Origin of the sequence: Mycolicibacillus trivialis (genome assembly GCF_002102395.1) — a bacterium.
GTDB classification, from domain to species: Bacteria; Actinomycetota; Actinomycetes; order Mycobacteriales; family Mycobacteriaceae; genus Mycobacterium; species Mycobacterium triviale.
Window position 1 is genome coordinate 309,336 of the sequence record NZ_LQPZ01000008.1, and the last position, 24,704, is coordinate 334,039.

At 72.4% G+C, this 24,704-nt stretch carries 21 protein-coding genes; 16 read left to right on the forward strand and 5 right to left on the reverse strand.

All coding sequences use genetic code 11. From position 1 onward, the window contains the following. Positions 1-82 precede the first annotated feature (82 nt). The 12 genes from pheS (at position 83) to AWC30_RS03050 (ending at position 14,343) form a co-directional block, all read left to right on the forward strand. Positions 83-1,135 (forward strand): phenylalanine--tRNA ligase subunit alpha, encoded by a 1,053-nt coding sequence (gene pheS, locus AWC30_RS02995; protein ID WP_207568386.1) that lies wholly within the window; start codon positions 83-85, stop codon positions 1,133-1,135. Next, entirely contained in the window at positions 1,135-3,621 is a 2,487-nt protein-coding gene (gene pheT, locus AWC30_RS03000) for a phenylalanine--tRNA ligase subunit beta (protein WP_085108546.1), read from the forward strand. The genes pheS and pheT overlap by 1 nt, the downstream gene beginning before the upstream one ends. 53 nt (positions 3,622-3,674) lie before the next feature. Then, entirely contained in the window at positions 3,675-4,718 is a 1,044-nt protein-coding gene (gene argC, locus AWC30_RS03005) for an N-acetyl-gamma-glutamyl-phosphate reductase (RefSeq protein WP_085108673.1), read from the forward strand. Beyond that, on the forward strand, positions 4,715-5,929 hold the full coding sequence (gene argJ / locus AWC30_RS03010; protein ID WP_085108548.1) for a bifunctional glutamate N-acetyltransferase/amino-acid acetyltransferase ArgJ: 1,215 nt from the start codon (positions 4,715-4,717) through the stop codon (positions 5,927-5,929). Before argC ends, argJ begins: the two co-directional genes overlap by 4 nt. Beyond that, on the forward strand, positions 5,926-6,807 hold the full coding sequence (gene argB, locus AWC30_RS03015) for an acetylglutamate kinase (protein ID WP_085108550.1): 882 nt from the start codon (positions 5,926-5,928) through the stop codon (positions 6,805-6,807). The genes argJ and argB overlap by 4 nt, the downstream gene beginning before the upstream one ends. A gap of 11 nt (positions 6,808-6,818) precedes the next feature. Further along, a complete protein-coding gene (locus tag AWC30_RS03020) occupies positions 6,819-8,009 on the forward strand; it encodes an acetylornithine transaminase (protein ID WP_085108675.1) in 1,191 nt (396 codons plus the stop codon). Then, on the forward strand, positions 8,006-8,932 hold the full coding sequence (argF, locus tag AWC30_RS03025) for an ornithine carbamoyltransferase (protein ID WP_085108552.1): 927 nt from the start codon (positions 8,006-8,008) through the stop codon (positions 8,930-8,932). Before AWC30_RS03020 ends, argF begins: the two co-directional genes overlap by 4 nt. Further along, positions 8,929-9,423: an arginine repressor gene (locus tag AWC30_RS03030; RefSeq protein ID WP_085108554.1), complete on the forward strand. Its 495-nt coding sequence runs from the start codon at positions 8,929-8,931 to the stop codon at positions 9,421-9,423. The genes argF and AWC30_RS03030 overlap by 4 nt, the downstream gene beginning before the upstream one ends. An 11-nt stretch (positions 9,424-9,434) precedes the next feature. Continuing rightward, positions 9,435-10,640: an argininosuccinate synthase gene (locus AWC30_RS03035; protein ID WP_085108556.1), complete on the forward strand. Its 1,206-nt coding sequence runs from the start codon at positions 9,435-9,437 to the stop codon at positions 10,638-10,640. After that, on the forward strand, positions 10,637-12,049 hold the full coding sequence (gene argH / locus AWC30_RS03040) for an argininosuccinate lyase (protein ID WP_085108558.1): 1,413 nt from the start codon (positions 10,637-10,639) through the stop codon (positions 12,047-12,049). The genes AWC30_RS03035 and argH overlap by 4 nt, the downstream gene beginning before the upstream one ends. 65 nt (positions 12,050-12,114) lie before the next feature. After that, the gene (locus AWC30_RS03045; RefSeq protein WP_085108561.1) at positions 12,115-13,845 is read left to right on the forward strand and encodes a serine/threonine-protein kinase PknH/PknJ; all 1,731 of its coding nucleotides are present in this window, start codon (positions 12,115-12,117) and stop codon (positions 13,843-13,845) included. A 27-nt stretch (positions 13,846-13,872) separates the two neighbouring features. Then, entirely contained in the window at positions 13,873-14,343 is a 471-nt protein-coding gene (locus tag AWC30_RS03050) for an Rv0361 family membrane protein (protein ID WP_133053642.1), read from the forward strand. Between the two features lie 9 nt (positions 14,344-14,352). Here AWC30_RS03050 and AWC30_RS03055 read toward each other — a convergent pair whose 3' ends face one another. Then, positions 14,353-16,116, reverse strand: coding sequence for an ABC-F family ATP-binding cassette domain-containing protein (locus tag AWC30_RS03055; protein WP_085108565.1), 1,764 nt, complete (start codon positions 16,114-16,116; stop codon positions 14,353-14,355). Positions 16,117-16,140: 24 nt separating this feature from the next. Continuing rightward, positions 16,141-16,968, reverse strand: coding sequence for an acyl-CoA thioesterase (locus tag AWC30_RS03060; protein WP_085108568.1), 828 nt, complete (start codon positions 16,966-16,968; stop codon positions 16,141-16,143). Positions 16,969-17,123: 155 nt separating this feature from the next. Here AWC30_RS03060 and AWC30_RS03065 point away from each other — a divergent pair, with 155 nt between their 5' ends. Both AWC30_RS03065 and AWC30_RS03070 read left to right on the forward strand, forming a co-directional pair. After that, positions 17,124-20,093, forward strand: a complete 2,970-nt coding sequence (locus AWC30_RS03065; protein ID WP_085108571.1) for an acyl-CoA synthetase — start codon at positions 17,124-17,126, stop codon at positions 20,091-20,093. Positions 20,094-20,140: 47 nt separating this feature from the next. Then, positions 20,141-20,347: a Trm112 family protein gene (locus AWC30_RS03070; protein WP_085108677.1), complete on the forward strand. Its 207-nt coding sequence runs from the start codon at positions 20,141-20,143 to the stop codon at positions 20,345-20,347. Here AWC30_RS03070 and AWC30_RS03075 read toward each other — a convergent pair. From AWC30_RS03075 to AWC30_RS03085, 3 genes are read right to left on the reverse strand one after another with little or no spacing between them, the layout of a single operon-like run. Next, positions 20,322-20,933: a TetR/AcrR family transcriptional regulator gene (locus AWC30_RS03075; RefSeq protein ID WP_085108573.1), complete on the reverse strand. Its 612-nt coding sequence runs from the start codon at positions 20,931-20,933 to the stop codon at positions 20,322-20,324. The genes AWC30_RS03070 and AWC30_RS03075 overlap by 26 nt on opposite strands. Positions 20,934-20,935: 2 nt before the next feature. After that, positions 20,936-21,754, reverse strand: coding sequence for an ABC transporter permease (locus tag AWC30_RS03080; protein WP_085108575.1), 819 nt, complete (start codon positions 21,752-21,754; stop codon positions 20,936-20,938). Continuing rightward, entirely contained in the window at positions 21,688-22,434 is a 747-nt protein-coding gene (locus tag AWC30_RS03085; RefSeq protein ID WP_085108577.1) for an ABC transporter ATP-binding protein, read from the reverse strand. The genes AWC30_RS03080 and AWC30_RS03085 overlap by 67 nt, the downstream gene beginning before the upstream one ends. Positions 22,435-22,509: 75 nt before the next feature. On the opposite strand from AWC30_RS03085, the gene AWC30_RS03090 reads away from it, so the two are divergent. Beyond that, positions 22,510-23,130, forward strand: coding sequence for a DNA-3-methyladenine glycosylase (locus AWC30_RS03090; protein ID WP_085108579.1), 621 nt, complete (start codon positions 22,510-22,512; stop codon positions 23,128-23,130). A gap of 24 nt (positions 23,131-23,154) precedes the next feature. Then, positions 23,155-24,432: a tyrosine--tRNA ligase gene (tyrS, locus tag AWC30_RS03095; RefSeq protein ID WP_085108581.1), complete on the forward strand. Its 1,278-nt coding sequence runs from the start codon at positions 23,155-23,157 to the stop codon at positions 24,430-24,432. Positions 24,433-24,704: the final 272 nt, after the last annotated feature.

The following is a 24,704-nucleotide window of genomic DNA, read 5'->3' on the forward strand; positions in this document are numbered from 1 at the left end:
CCGATCACTTATGATCGGCACTTGCGTCACACCGTGCCGAGGTGCGGCGTACCGGCCGCTGCTGCAAGGAGAATCCGACCGCGTGGGTGACCAATCCGCCGATCCGGCGCTGCTGACGCCCGGGTCGCTGACCGAAGCGGTCGAGGCGGCGCGGCGCGCCTTCGCCGCGGCGACCGACCTGGAGGCGCTGGCCCGGGCCAAGACCGGCCACCTCGGCGACCAAGCCCCGCTGGCGCTGGCCCGGCGCGCCCTGGCCGGGCTGCCCAAGGCCGACCGCGCCGACGCCGGCCGTCGGGTCAACGAGGCCCGCGGCGCCGCGCAGCGGGACTACGACGAGCGGCTGGCGGCGCTGCGCGCCGAACGGGACGCGGCGGTGCTGGTGGCCGAGCGCATCGATGTCACGCTGCCGTCGACCCGCCAGCCGGTGGGGGCGCGGCACCCGATCACGATCCTGTCCGAGCGCATCGCCGACACCTTCATCGCGATGGGCTGGGAACTGGCCGACGGCCCGGAGGTCGAGGCCGAGCACTTCAACTTCGACGCGCTGAACTTCCTCACCGACCATCCGGCCCGCAGCATGCAGGACACCTTCCACATCGCCCCGGAGAACTCCCGGCAGGTGCTGCGCACCCACACCTCGCCGGTGCAGATGCGGGCCCTGCTCGGCCGCGACCTGCCGGTCTATGTGCTGTCGCTGGGGCGGGCGTTCCGCACCGACGAACTCGACGCCACCCACACCCCGGTCTTCCACCAGGTGGAGGGGCTGGCCGTGGACCGCGGGCTGACGATGGCGCATCTGCGCGGCACCCTCGACGCGCTGGCGCGCGCCGAGTTCGGCCCGGACGCCCGCACCCGGTTCCGGCCGCACTTCTTCCCGTTCACCGAGCCGTCCGGCGAGGTCGACATCTGGTTCGCCAACCGCAAGGGCGGCGCGGGCTGGGTCGAGTGGGGCGGCTGCGGCATGGTGCACCCCAACGTGCTGCGCGCCGCGGGCATCGATCCCGGCGAGTACACCGGTTTCGCGTTCGGGATGGGCCTGGAGCGCACCCTGCAGTTCCGCAACGGGATCGCCGACATGCGCGACATGGTCGAGGGCGACGTCCGGTTCTCGCTGCCGTTCGGGGTGGGGCTCTGATGCGGGTCCCCTACAGCTGGCTGCGGGAGGCGGTCGCGGCGGGCGCGCCGGGCTGGGACGTCGGCGCCGCCGACCTGGAGGCCGCGCTCATCCGGATCGGCCACGAGGTCGAGGACGTGATCCGGCTCGGTCCGGTGACCGGCCCGCTGACGATCGGGCGGGTCACCGCGGTCGAGGAGCTCACCGAGTTCAAGAAACCGATCCGGGCCTGCCGCGTCGACGTCGGCGAACCCGAGCCCCGCGACATCATCTGCGGCGCAACGAACTTCGCGGTCGGCGACCTGGTGGTCGCGGCCCTGCCCGGCACCACGCTGCCCGGCGGGTTCACCATCGCCAGCCGCAAGACCTACGGGCGGGTCTCCGACGGGATGATCTGCTCCACCGCCGAGCTCGGCCTGGGCGCCGACGCGGGCGGCATCCTGGTGCTGCCGGCCGGAACCGCCGAGCCGGGCGCCGACGCCGCCGAGGTGCTCGGCCTCGACGACGTGGTGTTCGACCTGGCGATCACCCCGGACCGCGGCTACGGCCTGTCGGTGCGCGGCCTGGCCCGCGAGATCGCCTGCGCCTTCGACCTGGAGTTCGCCGACCCGGCCGCGGTCGAACCACTACCCGCCGACGGCAGCGGCTGGCCGCTGAGTGTGCAGCCCGGCACCGGGGTGCGCCGGTTCGCGCTGCGCTCGGTGACCGGCATCGACCCGGACGCGGTGTCGCCGTGGTGGCTGCAGCGCCGGCTGTTGCTGTGCGGGATCCGCGCGCTGTCCCCGGCGGTGGACATCACCAACTACGTGATGCTCGAGCTGGGCCACCCGATGCACGCCCACGACCGGGCCCGGGTCGACGGCCCGCTGGCGGTCCGGTTCGCCCGGCCCGGCGAGACCGTCACGACCCTCGACGACGTCGAGCGTCGCCTCGACCCCGCCGATGTGCTGATCGTCGACGAGGCCGCCACCGCCGCCATCGGCGGGGTGATGGGCGCGGGCGCGACCGAGATGACCGAGGATTCGACCGAGGTGCTGCTGGAGGCGGCGGTGTGGGATCCGGCGGCCGTCTCCCGCACCCAGCGGCGGCTGCATCTGACCAGCGAGGCGAGCCGTCGCTACGAGCGCGGCGTCGACCCGGCGATCTCGGTGGCCGCCCTCGACCGGGCCGCCGGGCTGCTGGCCGACATCGCCGGCGGCGCCGTCGATCCGGCGCTCACCGACTGGACCGGGGACCCACCGCGCACCGACTGGTCGCAGCCGCCGATCACGATCGCGGCCGACCTGCCAGACCGCACCGCCGGACTGGACTACGCCCCCGGCACCACCCGGCGGCGGCTGGAACAGATCGGCGCCGCGGTCAGCGCATCGGACGGCGGGCTGACCGTGACGCCGCCGAGCTGGCGACCGGACCTGGGCCAGCCGATGGACCTGGTCGAGGAGGTCCTACGCCTGGAGGGCTACGACCGGATCCCGTCGCGGTTGCCGACCGCGCCGGCCGGGCGCGGTCTGAGCCCGGTGCAGCGGCGCCGGCGCGCGGTCGGCAAGGCGCTGGCGCTGTCCGGCTACGTCGAGGTGCTGCCGACCCCGTTCCTGCCCGCCGGGGTCTTCGACACCTGGGGGCTGGCCACCGACGATCCCCGGCGCCACACCACCGCGGTGCTCAACCCGCTGGAGGCCGACCGGCCGCAGCTGGCCACCACCCTGCTGCCCGGGCTGCTGGAGCCGCTGGCGCGCAACGTCGCCCGCGGTGTCACCGACGTCGCGCTGTACGCGCTGGCGCAGGTGGTGCAACCCACCGACCGCACCCGCGGCATCGACCCGCTGCCGGTGGACCGGCGGCCGACCGCCGACCAGCTGGCCGCGCTGGACGAGTCGCTGCCCCGCCAGCCGCTGCACGTCGGCGCGGTGTTGTGCGGACTGCGCGAGCCGCGCGGGCCGTGGGGGCCCGGCCGCCCGGTGGCGGCCGGCGACGCCTTCGACGCGGTCCGCGTCATCGCCCGGACCTGCGGCGTGGCAGTGGAGCTGCGCTCCGGTGAGTTGCTGCCGTGGCATCCCGGCCGCTGCGCCGAGGTGCTGGTCGACGGCCGGGTGGTCGGCCACGCCGGTCAGCTGCACCCGGCGGTGATCGAGCGGGCCGGGTTGCCCGCGGGCACCTGTGCGGTCGAGCTGAGCCTGGACGCGATCCCGGTGGCGGAGTCGTTGCCTGCGCCGCGGGTGTCGCCGTTCCCGGCGGTGTTCCAGGACGTCGCGCTGGTGGTGCCCGCCGACACCCCGGCGCAGGCGGTGGCCGACGCGGTGCGCGCCGGGGCGGGGGAGTTGCTCGAGGACGTCACGCTGTTCGACGTCTACACCGGTCCGCAGGTCGGCGAGGGCTACAAGTCGCTGGCGTTCGCGCTGCGGTTCCGCGCCCCCGACCGCACGCTCACCGAGGACGAGGCCAGCGCGGCGCGGCAGGGCGCGGTGGACCGGGCCGGCGAGCGGGTCGGCGCGGTGCTGCGGGGCTGAACCAGTATCGAATTAATTTGCATACGTATGCATATTCATGCAGAATGGCGGACATGACCGGGACGATTCGGGTGGCGGTGGCCGGTGCCAGCGGCTATGCCGGGGGCGAGATCCTGCGGCTGCTGCTGGGACACCCCGCTTACGCAGACGGACGGCTCACCATCGGGGCGCTCACCGCGGCGTCGAGCGCCGGTGACCGCCTCGCCGAGCACGCGCCACATCTGATGCCGCTGGCCGACCGGGTGCTCGAGCCCACCGAACTCGATGTGCTGGCCGGCCACGACGTGGTGTTCCTGGCGCTGCCGCACGGCCATTCGGCCCGGCTGGCCGAGGAACTGGGCCCGGACACGCTGATCATCGACTGCGGCGCCGACTTCCGGCTCACCGACCCGGCGATCTGGGAGCGGTTCTACGGGTCGCCGCACGCCGGCAACTGGCCCTACGGGCTGCCCGAGCTGCCCGGCGCCCGGGACCGGCTGCGCGGGGCCCGCCGGATCGCGGTGCCCGGCTGCTACCCGACCGCGGCGCTGCTGGCGCTGCTGCCTGCGATCAGCGCCGACCTCATCGACCCGACCGTGACCGTCGTCGCGGTCAGCGGCACCTCCGGCGCCGGCCGGGCCGCCCGCACCGATCTGCTCGGCTCGGAGGTGCTCGGCTCGGCGCGGGCCTACAACATCGCCGGTGCGCACCGGCACAACCCGGAGATCGCCCAGGAGTTGCGCACGGCCAGCGGCCGCGACGTGCGGGTGTCGTTCACCCCGGTGCTCATCCCGGCCGCCCGCGGCATCCTGGCCACCTGTACCGCGCCGACCCGCGCCCCGCTGGCCGAGTTGCAGGCGGCCTACCGGGCCGCATACGCCGACGAACCGTTCGTCCACCTGCTCGACGACGGGCAGCTGCCGCGCACCGGATCGGTCATCGGCAGCAACATGGCCCAGATCTCGCTGGCCGTCGACGCCGACGCCGAGACGTTCGTGGTGATCACCGCGATCGACAACCTGGTCAAGGGCACCGGCGGGGCGGCGGTGCAGTCGATGAACCTGGTTCTGGGTTGGCCGGAGATCGAGGGTCTGCCGCTGGTCGGGGTCGCGCCGTGAGCGGAGCACGGCTGGTGCGCGACCAGGGGGTGACCGCACCGGGCGGGTTCCGCGCCGTCGGCGTGGCCGCGGGCATCAAGGCCTCCGGTGCGGCGGACATGGCGCTGGTGTTCAACGAGGGCCCCGACCTGACCGCGGCCGGTGTGGTCACCCGCAACCAGGTCAAGGCCGCGCCGGTGCTGTGGACCCAGCAGGTGCTCACCACCGGGCGGCTGCGTGCGGTGGTCCTCAACTCCGGCGGCGCCAACGCCTGCACCGGGCCGCCCGGCTTCGCCGACGCCCACGCCACCGCCGAGGCGGTGGCCGACGCGCTCTCGCAGTGGGGCACCGAGACCGGTGCGGTGGAGGTCGCGGTGTGCTCCACCGGCCTGATCGGCGACCGGCTGCCGATGCCGCAGGTGCTGGCCGGGGTGACCCACCTGGTGCAGGAGATGGCCGGCGGGCTGGTCGGCGGCGAGGATGCCGCCCGCGCCATCATGACCACCGACACCGTGCCCAAACAGGTTGCGCTGCACCACAGTCCGGAATCCGGACGGAATTGGACGGTCGGCGCGATGGCCAAGGGCGCGGGCATGCTGGCGCCGTCGCTGGCCACCATGCTCTGCGTGATCACCACCGATGCGGTGGCCGACGCCGCCGCGCTGCACCGGGCCCTGACCGCCGCCGCCGCGGCGACCTTCGACCGGCTCGACGTCGACGGCTGCTGCTCGACCAACGACACCGTGCTGCTGCTGGCCTCCGGGGCCAGCGAGATCGCGCCCGACCAGGACGAGCTCGACGCGGCGGTGCTGGCGGTCTGCGACGACCTCTGCGCCCAGCTGCAGGCCGACGCCGAGGGCGTGACCAAGCGGGTGACGGTCGCGGTGACCGGCGCCGATTCCGACGCCGAGGCGCTGTTCACCGCCCGGCTGATCGCCCGTGACAACCTGGTCAAGACCGCGCTGTTCGGCTCCGACCCGAACTGGGGCCGGGTGCTCGCCGCGGTCGGCATGGCCCCGTTCCCGATCGACCCGGACCGGGTCACGGTGTCGTTCAACGGATCCACCGTGTTCGCCGCCGGCCTGCCGGATCCCGGCGCCCGCAGCGTGGACCTGTCCGGCGCCGACGTCGAGGTCCGCGTCGACCTCGCCCGGGGCACCGGCACCGCGGCGATCCGCACCACCGACCTGTCGCACGGCTACGTCGACGAGAACTCGGCGTACAGCTCATGACCGCGGACGAACCGACCACCGCGGTCAAGGCGCGGGTGCTGGCCGAGGCGCTGCCCTGGCTCAAACAGCTGCACGGCCGGATCATCGTGGTCAAATACGGCGGCAACGCGATGACCGACGACACCCTCAAACACGCGTTCGCCGCCGACATGGCCTTCCTGCGCAACTGCGGCATCCACCCGGTCGTGGTGCACGGCGGCGGTCCGCAGATCTCGGCGATGCTGCAGCGGCTGGGCATCGCCGGTGACTTCAAGGGCGGGTTCCGGGTCACCACCCCCGAGGTGCTCGAAGTGGCCCGGATGGTGCTGTTCGGCCAGGTCGGCCGGGAGCTGGTGAACCTGATCAACGCCCACGGCCCGTATGCGGTCGGCATCACCGGCGAGGACGCCGCGCTGTTCACCGCCGTGCGCCGCAACGTCACCGTCGACGGGGTCGCCACCGACATCGGGCTGGTCGGCGACGTCGACCGGGTCGACACCGACGCGATCCGCGACCTGATCACCGCCGGGCGCATCCCGGTGGTCTCGACGCTGGCGCCCGACGTCGACGGGGTGGTGCACAACGTCAACGCCGACACCGCCGCCGCCGCGCTGGCCGCCGCTCTGGGCGCGGAGAAACTGCTGATGCTCACCGACGTCGACGGGCTGTACGCCCGCTGGCCGGACCGCGACTCGCTGGTCAGTGAGATCGACTCGGTGGCGCTGGCCGAGCTGCTGCCGGGCCTGGAGTCGGGGATGGTGCCCAAGGTCGAGGCCTGCCTGCGGGCGGTCGCCGGCGGGGTGCCCAGCGCCCACATCATCGACGGCCGCGTCGAACACTGTGTGCTGGTGGAACTGTTCACCGATGCCGGCACCGGAACCAAGGTGGTGAGCCCATGACCGAGACCGCCATGACCCGGACCGAGGCGCTGCAGCAGCGCTGGTCGGCGGTGATGATGGACAACTACGGCACCCCGCCGCTGGCGCTGGCCCGCGGCGCCGGCGCGATCGTCACCGACGTCGACGGCCGCTCCTACCTCGACCTGCTCGGCGGGATCGCGGTCAACCTGCTCGGCCACGCCCACCCGGCGGTGGTCGCGGCGGTGACCGCGCAGCTGGGCACGCTGGGTCACACCTCCAACCTCTACGCCACCGAGCCGGGGGTGGCGCTGGCCGAGCGGCTGGTCGCCCGCTGGGACGTCGGGCCGGAGGCCCGGGTGTTCTTCTGCAACTCCGGCGCCGAGGCCAACGAGGCCGCGCTCAAGCTGACCCGGCTGACCGGTCGCGGCACGATCGTCGCCGCCCGCGAGGCGTTCCACGGCCGCACGATGGGATCGCTGGCCCTCACCGGCCAGCCGGCCAAGCAGGCGCCGTTCGCGCCGCTGCCCGGCCCGGTGGAGCACGTGCCGTTCGGGGACGCCGCGGCACTGGCGGCCGCCGTCGGCCCCGACACCGCCGCGGTGGTCCTGGAGCCGATCATGGGGGAGAGCGGCGTCGTCTTGCCGCCGCCGGACTATCTGGCCGAGGCCCGCCGGATCACCGCCGAACACGGTGCGCTGCTGATCCTCGACGAGGTGCAGACCGGGGTCGGGCGCACCGGCACGTTCTACGCCCACCAGCACGACGGCATCGTCCCCGACGTGGTGACGCTGGCCAAGGGGCTCGGCGGCGGCCTGCCGATCGGCGCCTGCCTGGCGGTCGGGCCGGCCGCGAAGCTGTTCGCCCCCGGCATGCACGGCAGCACCTTCGGCGGGAACCCGGTCTGCGCGGCCGCCGCGCTGGCGGTGCTCGACGTGCTCGCCGAGGAGCGGCTCGTGGAGCGCGCCGCCCGGCTGGGGCCGTGGCTGGCCGAGCGGATCGAGGCGCTGGGCCACCCCCTGGTCGCCGGGGTGCGGGGGCGCGGGCTGCTGCTCGGCGTCGTGCTGACCGCCGCGCACGCCAAGGCGGTGGAGACCGCCGCCCGAACGGCCGGCTTCCTGGTCAACGCCGCCGCCCCCGACGTGGTGCGGCTGGCCCCGCCGCTGATCGTCACCGAGGACCAGCTCGACGGGTTCGTGGCCGCGCTGCCGGCGATCCTCGACGCCGCGGGGGACCGGTCATGATCCGGCACTTCCTGCGCGACGACGACCTGAGCCCCGCCGAGCAGGCCGAGGTGCTGGCGCTGGCCGCCGAGCTCAAGCGCAACCCGTTCGGGCGCAGACCGCTGGACGGGCCGCGCGGGGTGGCGGTGATCTTCGACAAGAACTCCACCCGCACCCGGTTCTCCTTCGAGCTCGGGGTGACCCAGCTCGGCGGGCACGCCGTGGTCGTCGACGGCCGCGCCACCCAGCTCGGCCGCGACGAGACCCTCGAGGACACCGGGCGGGTGCTGTCGCGCTACGTGGACGCGATCGTGTGGCGCACGTTCGGGCAGGACCGGTTGACCGCGATGGCGGCCACCGCGACGGTGCCGGTGGTCAACGCGCTCTCCGACGACTTCCACCCGTGCCAGGTGCTGGCCGACCTGCAGACGATCGCCGAACGCACCGGACGGCTCGCCGGGCTGAAGCTGACCTACCTCGGCGACGGCGCCAACAACATGGCCCACTCGCTGATGCTCGGCGGGGCCACCGCCGGGCTGCACGTCACCGTCGCCGCACCGGACGGGTTCACCCCGGCCGAGCAGTTCGTGACCGCCGCGCGGCGCCGGGCCGCCGACACCGGCGGCTCGGTGACCGTGACCACCGACCCGACGGCCGCGGCCACCGGCGCCGACGTCCTGGTCACCGACACCTGGACCTCGATGGGCCAGGAGGGCGACGGCCGCGACCGGGTGGGCCCGTTCCGGCCGTATCAGATCAACGACGCCCTGCTCGGGCTGGCCGCCCCGGCGGCCGTGGTGCTGCACTGCCTGCCCGCGCACCGCGGTGAGGAGATCACCGACGCGGTGATCGACGGGCCGGCCAGCGCCGTCTGGGACGAGGCGGAGAACCGGCTGCACGCCCAGAAGGCGCTGCTGGTCTGGCTGCTGGAGCGCTCCCGGTGAACGCCGCGCCCACCCCGGCCACCCCGACCCGCGCCGGCAGGCAGGCCCGGATCGTGGCGCTGCTGGCGGCCGGGCCGGTGCACAGTCAGGGGGAGCTGGCCGCGCTGCTGGCCGCCGACGGCATCGAGGTCACCCAGGCGACCCTGTCGCGTGACCTCGAGGAGCTGGGTGCGGTGAAGTTGCGCGGCGCCGACGGCGGGGTGGGCCGCTACGTGGTGCCCGAGGACGGCAGCCCGGTGCGCGGGGTCACCGGCGGCACCGAGCGGCTGTGCCGGCTGCTCGGCGAGCTGCTGGTCGGCGCCGACGCCAGCGCCAACACCGCGGTGCTGCGCACCCCGCCGGGCGCCGCGGACTACCTGGCCAGCGCGATCGACCGGGCCGCCCTGCCCTACGTGGTGGGCACCATCGCCGGGGATGACACCATCTTCGTGTTGGCCCGCGAGCCGATGACCGGCGCCGAGCTCGCTACGACGCTGGTGAACCTCAGATAAGGAGAGTTGTTATGTCCGACCGTGTCATCCTGGCCTACTCCGGTGGTCTGGACACCTCGGTGGCGATCAGCTGGATCGGCAAGGAGACCGGCCGCGAGGTCGTCGCGGTGGCCATCGACCTCGGCCAGGGCGGCGAGGACATGGAGGTCGTGCGGCAGCGGGCCCTGGACTGCGGCGCGGTCGAGTCGGTGGTGGTCGACGCCCGCGACGAGTTCGCCGAGCAGTACTGCCTGCCCACCATCCAGTCCAACGCCCTGTACATGGACCGCTACCCGCTGGTGTCGGCGATCAGCCGCCCGCTGATCGTCAAGCACCTGGTCGCCGCCGCCCGCGAGCATGGCGGCGGAACCGTCGCGCACGGGTGCACCGGCAAGGGCAACGACCAGGTCCGGTTCGAGGTCGGGTTCGCCGCGCTGGCACCGGATCTGCAGGTGCTGGCACCGGTCCGCGACTACGCCTGGACCCGGGAGAAGGCGATCGCGTTCGCCGAGAAGAACGACATCCCGATCAACGTCACCAAACGCTCCCCGTTCTCCATCGACCAGAACGTGTGGGGCCGGGCGGTGGAGACCGGGTTCCTGGAACACCTGTGGAACGCGCCGACCAAGGACGTCTACGACTACACCGAGGACCCGACCGTGCACTGGTCGACCCCCGACGAGGTGATCGTCGGGTTCGAGGCGGGCGTGCCGGTCTCGATCGACGGGCGCGCGGTGAGCGTGCTGGAGGCCATCGAGGAACTCAACCGGCGCGGCGGTGCGCAGGGTGTGGGCCGCCTCGACGTGGTCGAGGACCGGCTGGTCGGCATCAAGAGCCGGGAGATCTACGAGGCGCCCGGGGCGATGGTGCTGATCACCGCGCACACCGAACTCGAGCACGTCACCCTGGAGCGCGAGTTGGGCCGCTACAAGCGGCGCACCGACCAGCGCTGGACCGAACTGGTCTACGACGGGCTGTGGTTCTCCCCGCTGAAGTCGGCGCTGGACGCCTTCGTCGCCCACACCCAGCAGCACGTCTCCGGGGAGGTGCGGCTGGTGCTGCACGGCGGGCACATCGCGGTCAACGGCCGGCGCAGCGAGAGCTCGCTGTACGACTTCAACCTGGCCACCTACGACGCCGGCGACAACTTCGACCAGTCGGCGGCCAAGGGCTTCGTGCACCTGCACGGGCTGTCCGCCCAGATCGCCGCCCGCCGCGACCGCGAGGCCACCGGGTGAGCACCAACCAGGGGGCCCTGTGGGGCGGCCGGTTCGCCGACGGGCCCGCCGATGCGCTTGCGGCGCTGAGCAAATCGACCCACTTCGACTGGGCGCTGGCGCCCTATGACGTCGTCGCCTCCAAGGCGCACGCCGCGGTGCTGTTCGCCGCGGGCCTGCTCACCGCCGAGCAGCGCGACGGGCTGCTGGCCGGCCTCGACGAGCTGGCCGCGGCGGTCGAAGACGGCAGCTTCGCGCCGGCACCCGGTGACGAGGACGTGCACGGGGCACTGGAGCGGGGTCTGATCGAGCGGGTCGGCCCGGAGCTGGGCGGGCGGCTGCGGGCCGGGCGGTCCCGCAACGACCAGGTGGCGACGTTGTTCCGGATGTGGCTGCGCGACGCGGTGCGCCGGGTGGCGGCCGGGGTGCTCGAGGTGGTCGACGCGCTGGCCGGTCAGGCCGCCGCGCATCCCGGCGCGGTGATGCCGGGCAAGACCCATCTGCAGTCGGCGCAGCCGGTGCTGCTGGCCCACCATCTGCTGGCCCACGCCCATCCGCTGCTGCGCGACGTCGACCGGATCGCCGACTTCGATGCGCGTACCGCGGTGTCGCCGTACGGATCCGGCGCGCTAGCCGGATCGTCGCTGGGGCTGAACCCGGACGCGATCGCCGCGGAGCTGGGTTTCGCCACCGCGGCCGACAACTCCATCGATGCGACCGCGGCCCGCGACTTCGCGGCGGAGGCGGCGTTCGTGCTGGCGATGATCGCGGTCGACCTGTCCCGGCTGGCCGAGGACATCATCGTGTGGAGCTCCACCGAATTCGGCTACGTGACGTTGCACGACGCGTGGTCCACCGGCAGCTCGATCATGCCGCAGAAGAAGAACCCGGACATCGCCGAGCTGGCGCGCGGCAAATCGGGCCGGCTGATCGGCAACCTCACCGGGCTGCTGGCCACGTTGAAGGCCCAGCCGCTGGCCTACAACCGCGATCTGCAGGAGGACAAGGAACCGGTCTTCGACTCGGTGGCGCAGCTGGAGCTGCTTTTGCCTGCGATGGCCGGCCTGGTGACCACGTTGCGGTTCGACCTCGACCGGATGGCGGCGTTGGCGCCGGCCGGCTACACCCTCGCCACCGATATCGCCGAATGGTTGGTGCGCCAAGGGGTTCCGTTTCGAGTGGCGCACGAGGCCGCCGGCGCGGCGGTGCGCGCCGCCGAGGCCCGCGGTGTCGGGCTCGACGAGCTCACCGACGACGAGCTGGCCGCGATCAGCCCGCAGCTCACCCCGCAGGTGCGCAGCGTGCTCACCGTCGAGGGTTCGGTGTCCTCCCGCGACGCCCGCGGCGGCACCGCACCGGCCCGGGTCGCCGAGCAGCTCAACCTGGTCTACGGCCAGGTCGACCGGCAGCGGCGCTGGCTGCGCGGCTGAGATGGACACGGCCGCGCGATCCGCGATCGCCGGGTCCGGCCACGCCGATGTGAAATAATCCCGGCGTGTTGACGCCGGGGACGGTAGTCGCCGGATACCGGATCGAACGCATCCTGGGCTCGGGCGGAATGGGGTCGGTGTATCTGGCGGCCCACCCGACACTGCCGCGCTACGACGCGCTGAAGGTGCTCTCCGCCGAACTGTCCCGCGACGCCGACTTCCGGGCCCGGTTCATCCGCGAGGCCGATGTGGCCGCTGCACTGAGCCACCCGCAGATCGTGGCGGTGCACAACCGCGGCCAGACCGACGACGGCCAGCTGTGGATCGCGATGCAGTTCGTCGACGGCACCGACGCCGACGCCGCACTGCGGGCCGGCACCATGACCCCGCTACGGGCGGTGCACATCGTGCGTGAGGTGGCCAAGGGGCTCGACTTCGCGCACGCCAACAACGTGATCCACCGCGACATCAAACCGGCGAACTTCCTGCTGTCCGGGCCGGCTGGCGACCAGGAGCGGGTCCTGCTCGGCGATTTCGGGATCGCCCGCGCCCTCGACGACGTCGGCCTCACCGCGACCGGGTCGGTGATGGCGACGATCGCCTACGCGGCGCCGGAGGTGCTGGCCGGTTCCCCGATCGACGGCCGGGCCGACATCTACTCACTGGGGTGCACGCTGTTCCGGCTGCTGACCGGTAAACCGCCGTTCGCCACCACCAACGGCCCGGCAGCACAGATGATGGCGCATCTGCAGGCCGCACCGCCCCGGGTCACCGACGCGGTCCCGTCACTGCCCGCCGCGCTGGACGACGTGATCGCCGTCGCGATGGCCAAGGACCCGGCGCGACGGTTCCGTTCGGCGAGCGATCTGGCGGAGGCGGCGGCCGCGGCGCTGCGCGACCCGGGCGGCCGGGACCGGACGCTGCTGGCGCCGGTGCCGACAGCGCAGGTCAGCAGGTACCCGGGACTGGCGCCGGTGCCGACAGCGCAGGTCAGCAGGTACCCGGGGCTGGCGCCGTCGGCTCCCACCATGTCGGCCACCGCGCCGCCGCGCCGCCGTCGGCCGGCGGTGCTTGTCGGGGCGATCACCGGCGTTGCGGTGCTCGTCGCGGCGGTGGTGTCGGCGGTGGCGTTGCGGTCGCACGGCGATCCGGCGGCGGCGGACGGGTCGCCGACGGGTACGGCTCCGCCTGCGGTCGCGCAGGGGCCGCCGGCCACCGACGTCCCGGCATCGGCGCTGGAATCGATCCTGTTGACCGGCACCGAAATTCCGGGCAACGACGGCGAGGACGCGGTGGTGCTCGAACACCAGCGGGCCGAGCTCTCCGACGACTCGGCGGACCTCGACAACCCGTCGTGCGCCGGGGCGTGGGCCCCGGCGCAACGGGGGGCGTACAAGACGGTGACGCCGGTCGGTGTGGTCGTGCAGGAACTGCGTGCCCTCTACCGGCAGCCGTGGCAGAACAGCCTGATCCAGTCGGTGGCGGCGTTCCCCTCGGCCGGCGACGCCGGCCTCTCCCTCCAACTCCAGCGCTCCGCGTGGGAGGGCTGCGCGGACCGCACGGTCGTGATCACCCTGCCCGGCAACCCCGCGCAGACCTGGCGGTTCGGGCGGCCGGTCAACACCGCGGGTGTCTACACGCTGGAGGCGACCCTGGACGGCGGTGCGGCGGTGTGCCGGCACGGGATTCAGATCCAGGGCAATGTCATGATCGACATCCGTCGCTGCGGGCCGCCCGGCACCGTCGACGTCGGCGCGCTGGTCAACGCCACCGCGGCGAAAGTTCCCCGTCAGTGATGACGCGTGCCCCGAGGAGGCCTGATCGTGTCGACCGCGCGAAGGATGCTGGTGGCCGCGGCCGCCGCGGCGCTCGTGGCAGTGCCTGCGGCGGCCTGCGGGTCGAAGACCGCTGCGCCGCCGGATCCGGCGCCGGCCACCGCCGCGCCGAGTCCCGCGACGTCCAGCAGTGCGGCACCGGCGTCGGAGGACGACCTGGTCCGCCAGACCCTGACGGCGTATCAGAACGCCTACAACACCGAGGACTGGGACCGCTATCTGGATCTGACGTGCGCCGCCGCCCGCGAGCTGCTGACCGGCGCGGCCATGGAGCGGCTGAAGGAGACGCGCGCGGCCCAGGGGCTCACCGACACCACGGTCACCGCGGTCGACGTGCGCGGCGACGCGGCCACCGCCACCCTGGACGCACGCAACGAGTTGCTGGGCCGGCGAACGATCGAGCTGGATCTGGTGCGTGAGGACGGTTGGAAGGTGTGCCAGCTGACGCCGGTGCGGTGACCGGCCGGTTCACTCGAGATCGTCGGACAGCGTCAGCCAGCGGTCCTCCAGCTCGGCGACCTGCTGGCGGAGGGCGTCGAGCTCGCGGGTCAGCGCGGTGATGCCGACGTGGTCGGCCTGGTCGTGGGCGGCGAGTTCACGGTGCTTGCCCTCGATCTGGTCGGCCAGCTTGGTCAGCCGGCGCTCCACGGCGGCCATCTCCTTGCGGGCGGCGTGCGCCGCCGCGCCCGGTTTGGCGGCGGGCGTCGCGGGCGCCGGTGGCGGGGTGGCGGTCGAGGCGGCCAGCCGCAGATATTCCTCGACGCCGCCGGGTAGGTGCCGCAGCCGGCCGGCCAGGATGCCGTACTGCTGGTCGGTGACCCGTTCCAGCAGGTAACGGTCGTGGGAGACCACGATCAGCGTGCTCGGCCAGGAGTCCAGCAGGTCCTCGATCGCGGTGAGCATTTCGGTGTCGACGTCGTTGGTCGGCTCGTCGAGGATGAGCACGTTCGGTTCGGCGAGCAGGACCAGCAGGAACTGCAGCCGGCGCCGCTGGCCCCCGGAGAGGTCGCCGACCCGGGCCGACAGCTGCGCCCGGTCGAAGCCGAGCCGCTCCAGCAGCTGGGCCGGGGTGAGTTCGCGTCCGCCCACCCGGTAGTCGTTGCGCAACCCGGCGAGCACGTCGGCCACCCGGTCACCGGCCAGGCCGGCCAGTTCACCGGACTGCTGGTCGAGGACGCCCAACTGGACGGTTTTGCCGCGCTTGACCCGCCCGGTGTCGGGGGCGACGGTGCCCGCGATCAGGCCCAGCAGGGTGGATTTGCCCGCACCGTTCGCGCCGACGATCCCGGTGCGTTCGCCGGGGCCGATCCGCCATTCGACGTTGCTCAGCACCGGTCGCCCGTCGTAGGAGACCGACACGTCGAGCAAGTCGACGACGGTCTTGCCCAGCCGGGCGGTGGCGAGCTTGGCCAACTCCACGCTGTTGCGCAGCGGCGGCACGTCGGCGATCAGCGCGTTGGCCGCCTCGATCCGGAACTTCGGTTTGGCAGTGCGGGCCGGGGCGCCGCGGCGCAGCCAGGCCAGTTCCTTGCGGAGCAGGTTTTGCCGCTTGGCCTCGGCCACCGCCGCCTGCCGGTCGCGTTCCACCCGGGCCAGCACGTAGGCGGCGTAGCCGCCGTCGAACGGTTCGACGGTGCGGTCGTGCACCTCCCAGGTGGTGGCGGCGACCTCGTCGAGGAACCAGCGGTCGTGGGTGATCACCAGCAGGCCGCCGGTGTTGCGGGCCCACCGGGTGGTGAGGTGGTCCGCCAGCCAGGTGATGCCCTGCAGATCCAGGTTGTTGGTGGGCTCATCGAGGGCGATGACGTCCCAGTCGCCGATCAGCAGCGCCGCCAGTTGCACCCGCCGGCGTTGTCCGCCGGAGAGGGTGCCGATGGCCGCTTTCCAGTCCAGGTCGGCCACCAGGCCGTCGACCACGTCGCGGATCCGCGGGTCGGAGGCCCATTCGTGGTCGGCGGCGTCGCCGACCAGGGTGTGGCCGACGGTCTGCTCGGCGATGAGGGTGTCGGCCTGCGCCAGCGCGCCGACCCGCAGCCCGCTGCGTCGGGTGACCCGTCCGCGGTCCGGGTCGATGCGCCCGGTGAGCAGGCCCAGCAGGCTGGATTTTCCGTCGCCGTTGCGGCCGACGATGCCGATGCGGTCGCCGTCATCGACCCCGAGGCTGACCCCGTCGAGGACCACGCCGGTGGGGTATTGCAGGTGCAGTGCCTCGGCGCCGAGCAGGTGGGCCACCGGGTTACCGCCTCCGCTGGGGTGTCACAGCCGCCACAGCCCTTCCTGGGCGGTGCTGGCGATCAGGGCGCCCGAGGCGTCGTAGAGCGCACCGCGGGCCAGGCCGCGGGCATCGCTGTTGTTGACCGAGCTGACCTCGTAGCGGTGCCACCGCCTCGGGTGAAACGGGCGGTGGAACCAGATCGAGTGGTCCAGGCTGGTGGCGAAACCGACGTCGAAGGCCAGTCGGGTGCCGGGCGGACGGATGACCGGGAGCGGGCCTATGTCGGAGATGAAGGTCAGGGTGCAGGCCCGCAGCAGCGGGTCGTCTTCGATCGGCTCCCGGGTGCGGATCCAGTACGGCGGAACCGCGAACGCGCTGGCGTCGGCGGGGGCCGCGCGGATGTCGAAGCGGTCGGCGAACCCCAGTGCGGGGTGTTTGGGCACGGCGTCATCGAGTTCCAGCGACGCGGGGGCGGGGGGGTGCCAGTCCGCGCCCGGCTCGGGTCGGTGGAAGGAGGCGATCAGTTCCAGGATGACCTCGCCGTCCTGTCGCACGCTGACCTGGCGGGTGTCGAAGGACCGGCCGGTGCGGATGCGCTGCACGCACAGTTCGGTTTCCACGTCGTAGCGTCCGCCGCGGACGAAGTACAGGTGCAGCGATTGCGGCAGCTTGCCGGCGTCGACGGTGCACCCGGCGGCGTAGAGCGCCTGGGCGGCGACCAGGCCGCCGAACAGCCGCGGCGCCGGGCCGCGTTCGGCGTTGGTGACGGTGAAGGTGTCGCCGTCCCGGTCGAAGCGCAGCAACTCGGCCACCCAGCTGTGCCGGCCGGCACCGGTATTCACGGCATCGGCGTCCTCGGTTGCGGTCATCGCCGTCCCACCCTATCGACCGCTTGGTCGGCAGGCCGCTTCCGGGTGGTCCGGTCAACCCCGGCCGGTCGAGCGCCGGGACACCTTATGCTTTGCGTACCGCCGGAGATGAATGCAGCGGCGATCACCGGTATCGCCCGTGGGAGGAGCAAGCGTTGGAGTTGAACCTGTCGGCGGTCACCCGTCCCATCAACAGGTTGATGGCCACCGCCCAGAACGGTCTCGAGGTGTTGCGGCTGGGCGGTCTGGAGACCGGCAGCACGCCGTCGCCGTTCCAGATCGTCGAGAGCGTGCCGATGTACAACCTGCGGCGCTACTTTCCCCCGGACTCCGACGGCGAGAAGACCGGGCCGCCGGTGCTGATGGTGCACCCGATGATGATGGCGGCGGACATGTGGGACGTCACCCGCGAAGAGGGTGCCGTGGGCATTCTGCACGCCGCCGGGCTGGACACCTGGGTGATCGACTTCGGTTCCCCCGACCAGGTGGAGGGCGGCATGCGCCGCGACCTCGCCGACCACATCGTGGCGCTGAGCGAGGCCATCGACACCGTCCGCGAGGCCACCGGGCAGGACGTCCACCTTGCCGGGTACTCGCAGGGCGGCATGTTCTGCTACCAGGCCGTCGCCTACCGGCGCTCCAAATCGGTCGCCAGCATCGTGGCGTTCGGTTCCCCGGTGGACTCGTTGGCCACCCTGCCGATGGGCATCCCCAACGATCTGGCCAGCACCACAGCCAATTTCATGGCCGATCACGTGTTCACCCGCCTGGACATTCCGAGTTGGTTGGCGCGTACCGGCTTCCAGATGATGGACCCGCTCAAGACCGCGAAAGCGCGGCTGGACTTCGTCCGTCAGCTTCACGACCGTGACGCGCTGCTGCCGCGTGAACAGCAGCGCCGGTTCCTCGACTCGGAGGGGTGGATCGCCTGGTCCGGACCGGCGATCTCGGAACTGCTCAAGCAGTTCATCGCGCACAACAGGATGATGACCGGCGGTTTCGCGATCCACGGTCAACTGGTGACGTTGACCGACATCTCCTGCCCGATCCTGGCGTTCGTCGGCGAGGTCGACGACCTCGGCCAGCCGCCCGCGGTACGCGGAATCCGTCGGGCCGCACCGAACGCCGAGGTCTACGAATACCTGCTTCGGGCCGGGCATTTCGGGCTGGTCGTCGGCTCCAAGGCCACCGAACTGACCTGGCCGACGGTCGCCGACTGGGTGCTGTGGGTCACCGAGCAGGGGCCCGAGCCGGCCGGGATCGTGCCGATGGCCGACCAGCCCGCCGAACCGCGCGCCGACGGCGGTGTGCCGATCACCTCCCGGCTCGCGCACGGCCTGGGGGAGGCCTCCGAGGTCGCCCTGACGCTCGCGCGCGGTGCCGCCGACGCCGTCGCGGCCGCGCAGAAGTCGGTTCGCACCATGGCCGTCGAGACGGTCCGCACCCTGCCGAGGCTGGCCCGGCTTGGCCAGATCAACGACCACACCCGGATCTCGTTGGGCCGCATCATCAGCGAGCAGGCCGACGAAGCCCCCCGCGGGGAATTCCTGCTGTTCGACGGCCGGGTGCACACCTACGAGGCGGTCAACCGCCGCATCGACAACGTCGTCCGCGGCCTGATCGAGGTCGGGATCCGGCAGGGCGACCACGTCGGGGTGCTGATGGAGACCCGGCCGAGTGCCCTGGTCGCCATCGCCGCGCTGTCCCGACTCGGCGCGGTGTCGGTGCTGATGCCCCCCGGCGGCGATCTGGCCGCCGCCGCCCAGATCGGTGGGGTCGCCGAGGTCATCACCGACCCGACCAACCTCGCGGCGGCCCGCGACCTGAGCTGTCAGGTGCTGGTGCTCGGTGGCGGGGAGACCCGCGATCTGGACCTGCCCGAGGACGCCGACGTCATCGACATGGAGAAGATCGACCCCGACGCGGTGGCCCTGCCCGGCTGGTACCGGCCCAACCCAGGCTTCGCCCGCGACCTGGCGTTCATCGCGTTCAGCCGGGTCGGCGGCGAGCTGGTCGCCAAGCAGATCACCAACTTCCGCTGGGCGTTGTCGGCGTTCGGCACCGCCTCGGCGGCCGCACTGAACCAGCGCGACACGGTGTACTGCCTCACCCCGCTACACCACGAGTCGGGTCTGCTGGTCAGCCTGGGCGGCGCAGTGGTCGGCGGTACCCGGATCGCGCTGTCGCGTGGCCTGCAGCCGGACACCTTCGTCGAGGAGGTGCGCCGTTACGGCGTCACGGTCGTTTCCTACACCTGGGCGATGCTGCGCGACGTCATCGACGACCCCGACTTCGCGCTGCACGGCAATCACCCGGTGCGGCTGTTCATCGGCTCCGGCATGCCGACCGGGTTGTGGCGGCGGGTGACCGAGGCCTTCGATCCGGCGCACGTCGTGGAGTTCTTCGCCACCACCGACGGGCAGGCGGTGCTGGCCAACGTGGCGAGCACCAAAGTCGGCAGCAAGGGCCGCCCGCTACCCGGTGCCGGGCAGGTCGCGCTGGCCGCCTACGACCCCGACCAGGACCTGATCCTGGAGACCGCCGAGGGCTTCGTGCAGGTCGCCGAGACCGACGAGGTCGGGGTGCTGCTGGCGCGGCCCCGCGGCCCGATCGACCCGTCGGCCGCGGTCAAGCGCGGCGTGTTCGCCCCGGCCGACACCTGGGTGTCCACCGAATACCTGTTCCGCCGGGACGGCGACGGCGACTACTGGCTGGTCGGTGGCCGCGGGTCGCTGATCCACACCGCCCGGGGCATCGCCTACCCGGTGCCGATCACCGACGCGCTCGGCCTGGTCAACGGCGTCGACATGGCGGTGACCTACGCGGTCGGGGAGGGCGAGGCGACGCTGGCGGTCGCGGCGATCACCGTGCAACCGGGGGCCACCGTCACCCCGGCGGGCCTGTCCGAGATGATGCGCCGGCTGCCGGTGGGTGTCGGACCCGACATCGTGCACGTGGTGCCCGAGTTCGCGCTGAGCGCGACCTACCGACCGGTGGCCGACGCGGCACTGCGCGACCGCGGCATCCCCAAGCCGGGGCGCAACGCCTGGTGCTACGACGCCGAGACCGGCCAGTACAAGCGGCTCACCGCGGCGGTGCGGTCGGCGCTGGTCGGTGCGGACTGATCGGCAGTTAGGCTGCGATCGTGTCTTCGCCCCACCCCGCACCGCCCCTGTCGCTGCCGGAGTTGCTGCCGTTACTGGTGTGTCCCGCCGATCGGGGCCCGCTGCTGTTGGTCGGGGACGAGTTGCTCTACAACCCGCGATTGCACCGCGCCTACCGCATCGACGACGGGATTCCGGTGCTGCTGGTCAACGAGGCCCGCGACGTCGGCGACGCCGAGCACGACCGTCTCATCGCGGCGGCAGATCCCCGGTGAGGTAGCGCTGCAGGGTCGGGGCGATGACGTCGGTGACGGCCCCGGCCTCCAGGGAGGCCAGCGGCTCCAGTTTGACCAGGTAGCGCGCCATCACCACCCCCATCAGTTGGCTGACCACGAAGTTCGCCCGCACCGCCCCACTGCCCGGCGGATCGTCGGCACGGGCGGCCAACTCGGATACCACGATGTCGGCGAAGAAGACCCGCGCGAGATCGACCTCACCCGCACCGCCGCTGAGCATGGTCCGCAGCCGGGCCACCAGCCCGGCGCCGGGTACCGAATCCCACAGCGGCAGCAGCAGCGTCGGTAACAGCCGGCCGAGTTCGGCCACCGGGGCCGCACGCAGCGGACCGAGGATCGCCATCGGATCGACTGGGACCTCGATGGCCGCAGCGAAGAGTTGTTGCTTGGTGCCGAAGTAATGGTGCACCAGCGCGGAGTCGACCCCGGCGGCGGCGGCGATGGACCGGACCGAGGTGGCGGCGAAGCCGTTACGGGCGAACAGGTCCCGGGCGCACGACAGGATGCGCTCCCGGCTGTCGCTGGGCCTCGATGGCCGGCCGGGTCGCTTGCGGTCGGTGCTCACCGCTACGGTGTCCGCCGCCGCAGGGTGGCCGCGGCCAGCGCCATCGACGCGACCGCGAAACCGAACACCACGACGATGTCGCGGGCGGCGGTCGCCGTCAGCCCGGGATGTGCCCCGACCTCCTGCAGGGCCTCCAACGCGTAGCTGGCGGGCATCAGGTCACTGACCCATTGCAGCCACTCGGCCATCAGCCCGCGGGGCACGATGATGCCGGCCAGCAGCAACTGCGGGACCATCACCACCGGGATGAACTGCACCGCCTGGAACTCGGTGCGGGCGAACGCGCTGCACAGCAGCCCCAATCCGACGCCGAGCACCGCGTTGACGATCGCGATGACGAACACCCAGGCCGGGCTGCCCGCGGTGTCGAAGCCGAGGAACCAGAACGACACCAGGCAGGCCAGGCTGGCCTGGGCCGCGGCGGCCAGCGAGAACGCGGTGCCGTATGCGGCGAGCAGGTCGAACCGGCGCAGCGGTGTGGTGAGAATCCGCTCCAGGGTGCCCGAGGCCCGTTCCCGCTGCATGGTGATGGAGGTGATGATGAACATCAAGAACAGCGGGAAGAGCCCCAGCAGGATCAGGCAGGCGGTGTTGAACGGCGCCGGCCCGCCCGGGGGGTGCGGGACGTTGTCGAACATGAAGTACATCAGCGTGATGATGGCGGCGGGGACCACCACGATCATCGCCACCGTGCGCCGGTCGGTGCCCAGTTGACGCAGGATCCGCGTCGTGCTGGCCAGGTACGGTCCCGGGCTCAGCCGGCCGCGGCGGCGGTGCCGTGCCGGATCACGAAGAGGAAGGCTTCCTCCAGCGAGGCGCATCCGGTCTCCTTTCGCAGTCGGGTGGGTGACGTGTGGGCCAGCAGTCGACCGTCGCGCAGCAGCAGCAAGCCGTCACAGTGGTCGGCCTCGTCCATCACGTGACTGGAGACCACCAGGGTGGTGCCGGCGCGGGCCAGTGCCGTGAACCGCTCCCACAGTTCGGCTCGCAACACCGGATCCAGGCCGACGGTGGGTTCGTCGAGGACCAGCACCTCCGGGGCGCACACCAGGGCGCACGCCAGGGAGACCCGGATGCGCTGGCCGCCGGAGAGGTTGGCCGCGTAATCGGTGCGCTCCCGGTCCAGCCCCACCGCGCCGACGGCATCCTCGGCGGCGGCCGTTGACACACCGTAGAGCGCGGCGAAGTACCGGACGTTGTCGATCACCCGCAGGTCGGGATAGATGGTGGGCTCCTGGGTGACGTAGCCGACGCGCCGGCGCAGCCGGGCCGAGCCGGCCGGTTCACCAAGCACCGTGACCGTCCCGTCGGCGACGATCTGAGTCCCGACGATGCAGCGCATCAAGGTCGTCTTACCGCAACCGGACGGACCGAGCAGGCCGGTGATCGCCCCCTGCGGCACGCGCAGCGACACGTCGTGCAGCACGGTGCGCGACCCGCGCACCACCCGCAGCCCGGCCACGTCGACCGCACTCAATTCACCGAAGGATGAATTCATCATGTGGTGAATATTCCGTACGGGCGCCGTCGTGTCAATAGCGTCGGCGCGCGGGGGTGGTTGGGCAGAATCGGACCGATGGGCCCTGACCACCTGCAGACCGACCCGCTGAGCGCCGCGCACCGAGTGCTCGGCGCCACCCTGTCCGGACCCGGGGTGCGCGCCATGATCGTCGAGGTGGAGGCCTACGGCGGGGTCCCCGACGGTCCGTGGCCGGACGCGGCGGCGCACTCCTACCGGGGGCCGACCGGCCGTAACCGGGTGATGTTCGGTCCGCCCGGACATCTCTACACCTACCGCAGCTACGGCATCCACGTCTGCGCCAACGTCGCCTCCGGCCCGGCCGGGACCGCCTCGGCGGTATTGTTGCGCGCCGCCGCGGTCGAGGACGGGCTGGAGGCGGCGCGCGCGCGGCGCGGCGCCCAACACGCCGACGCGGCGCTGGCCCGCGGCCCGGGCAATCTGTGCTCGGCGCTGGGGATCACCTTGGCCGACAACGGGCTGGACCTGTTCGACCCCGCCGGGCCGGTGACCCTGACGCTGCGCGAGCCGGTGGCCGCCACGGCCGTCGAGTCCGGGCCCCGGGTGGGGGTCAGCGGCGCCGCCGACCGGCCCTGGCGACTGTGGCTGGCCGGCCACCCGGCCGTGTCGGCCTATAAGCGCAGCGCCCGGGCGCCGGCACCGGGGGACAGCGACTGAACCCGGCTCTGCGAAACTCGACCCATGGGCGAGGCTTCCGGGATCCTTGACGAACTGGGCTGGCGCGGGCTGATCGCGCAGTCCACCGACCTCGACGCATTGGCCGCGGCGACCGCCGCCGGCCCGATGACGGTCTACGCCGGTTTCGACCCGACCGCGCCGAGCCTGCACGCCGGCCATCTGGTGCCGCTGCTGACGCTGCGCCGCTTCCAGCAGGCGGGGCACCGGCCGATCGTGCTGGCCGGCGGCGCGACCGGGATGATCGGCGACCCGCGCGAGTCGGGGGAGCGCAGCATGCACGCCGGGGAGACCATCGCCGAATGGGCCGGGCGGATCGGCGGGCAGTTGGAGCGGTTCGTCGACTTCGGCGACGGTCCCACCGCGGCCATCATCGAGAACAACCTGGACTGGACCGCGTCGATGAGCGCGGTGGACTTCCTGCGCGACCTCGGTAAACACTTCTCGGTCAACACGATGCTCGACCGGGACACCATCCGGCGCCGCCTCGACGGCGACGGCATCTCCTACACCGAGTTCAGCTACATGCTGCTGCAGGCCAACGATTATGTGGAGTTGCACCGCAGGCACGGGTGCGCCCTGCAGGTCGGCGGCTCCGACCAGTGGGGCAACATCGTCGCCGGGGTGCGCCTGGTGCGCCAGAAGCTCGGCGCGACCGTGCACGCGCTGACGGTGCCGCTGGTCACCGCCGCCGACGGGACCAAGTTCGGTAAGTCGACCGGCGGCGGCAATCTGTGGCTGGATCCGCAGATGACGACCCCGTACGCCTGGTACCAGTACTTCGTCAACACCGCCGACGCCGACGTGCTGCGCTACCTGCGCTGGTTCACCTTCCTGTCCGCCGGCGAGCTCGCCGAACTCGAGGAGGCCACCGCCGCGCGTCCGCACGAGCGGGCCGCCCAGCGGGCCCTGGCCCGCGAGCTGACCACCCTGGTGCACGGTGCGGCGGCGACCGGGGCGGTCGAGGACGCCAGTCGGGCGCTGTTCGGCCGCGGCGAGCTGGACCGGCTCGACGAGGCCACCCTGACCGCGGCGCTGCGCGAGACCACCGTGGCCGAGCTGGGGGCCGGCGCCCCCGACGGCATCGTCGACCTGCTGGTGTCCACCGGATTGTCGGCCAGCAAGGGCGCGGCGCGGCGCACGATCGGCGAGGGCGGGGTTTCGGTGAACAACGTGCGCGTCGACCGGGAGGACTGGAGTCCGCGACCGGCTGACTTCCTGCACGGGCGGTGGCTGGTGCTGCGGCGCGGCAAGCGGAACATCGCCGGTGTCGAGCGGGTCTGAGCGCGCGAAACAGGCCGTTTAACAGGCTATTTGACTCCCAGCCGTCTCTGACGTAACTTATGAAGCGTCGTTGCGACGCGGGACTTCCCGCCTCACGCGACGGCGTCCCAGAGGAGACTCCACTACGGTGGGTTCCTCACCGTCCGTACTACGCGAACCGCGGTTAATCACCGCGGGTCGGTGGCGCGGCCGGAACGGGTGTGTTGTTTGAGAACTCAATAGTGTGTTTGGTGGTTTTTGTTTGTTGTTGTTTTTTGCCATGCCTTTGGCCG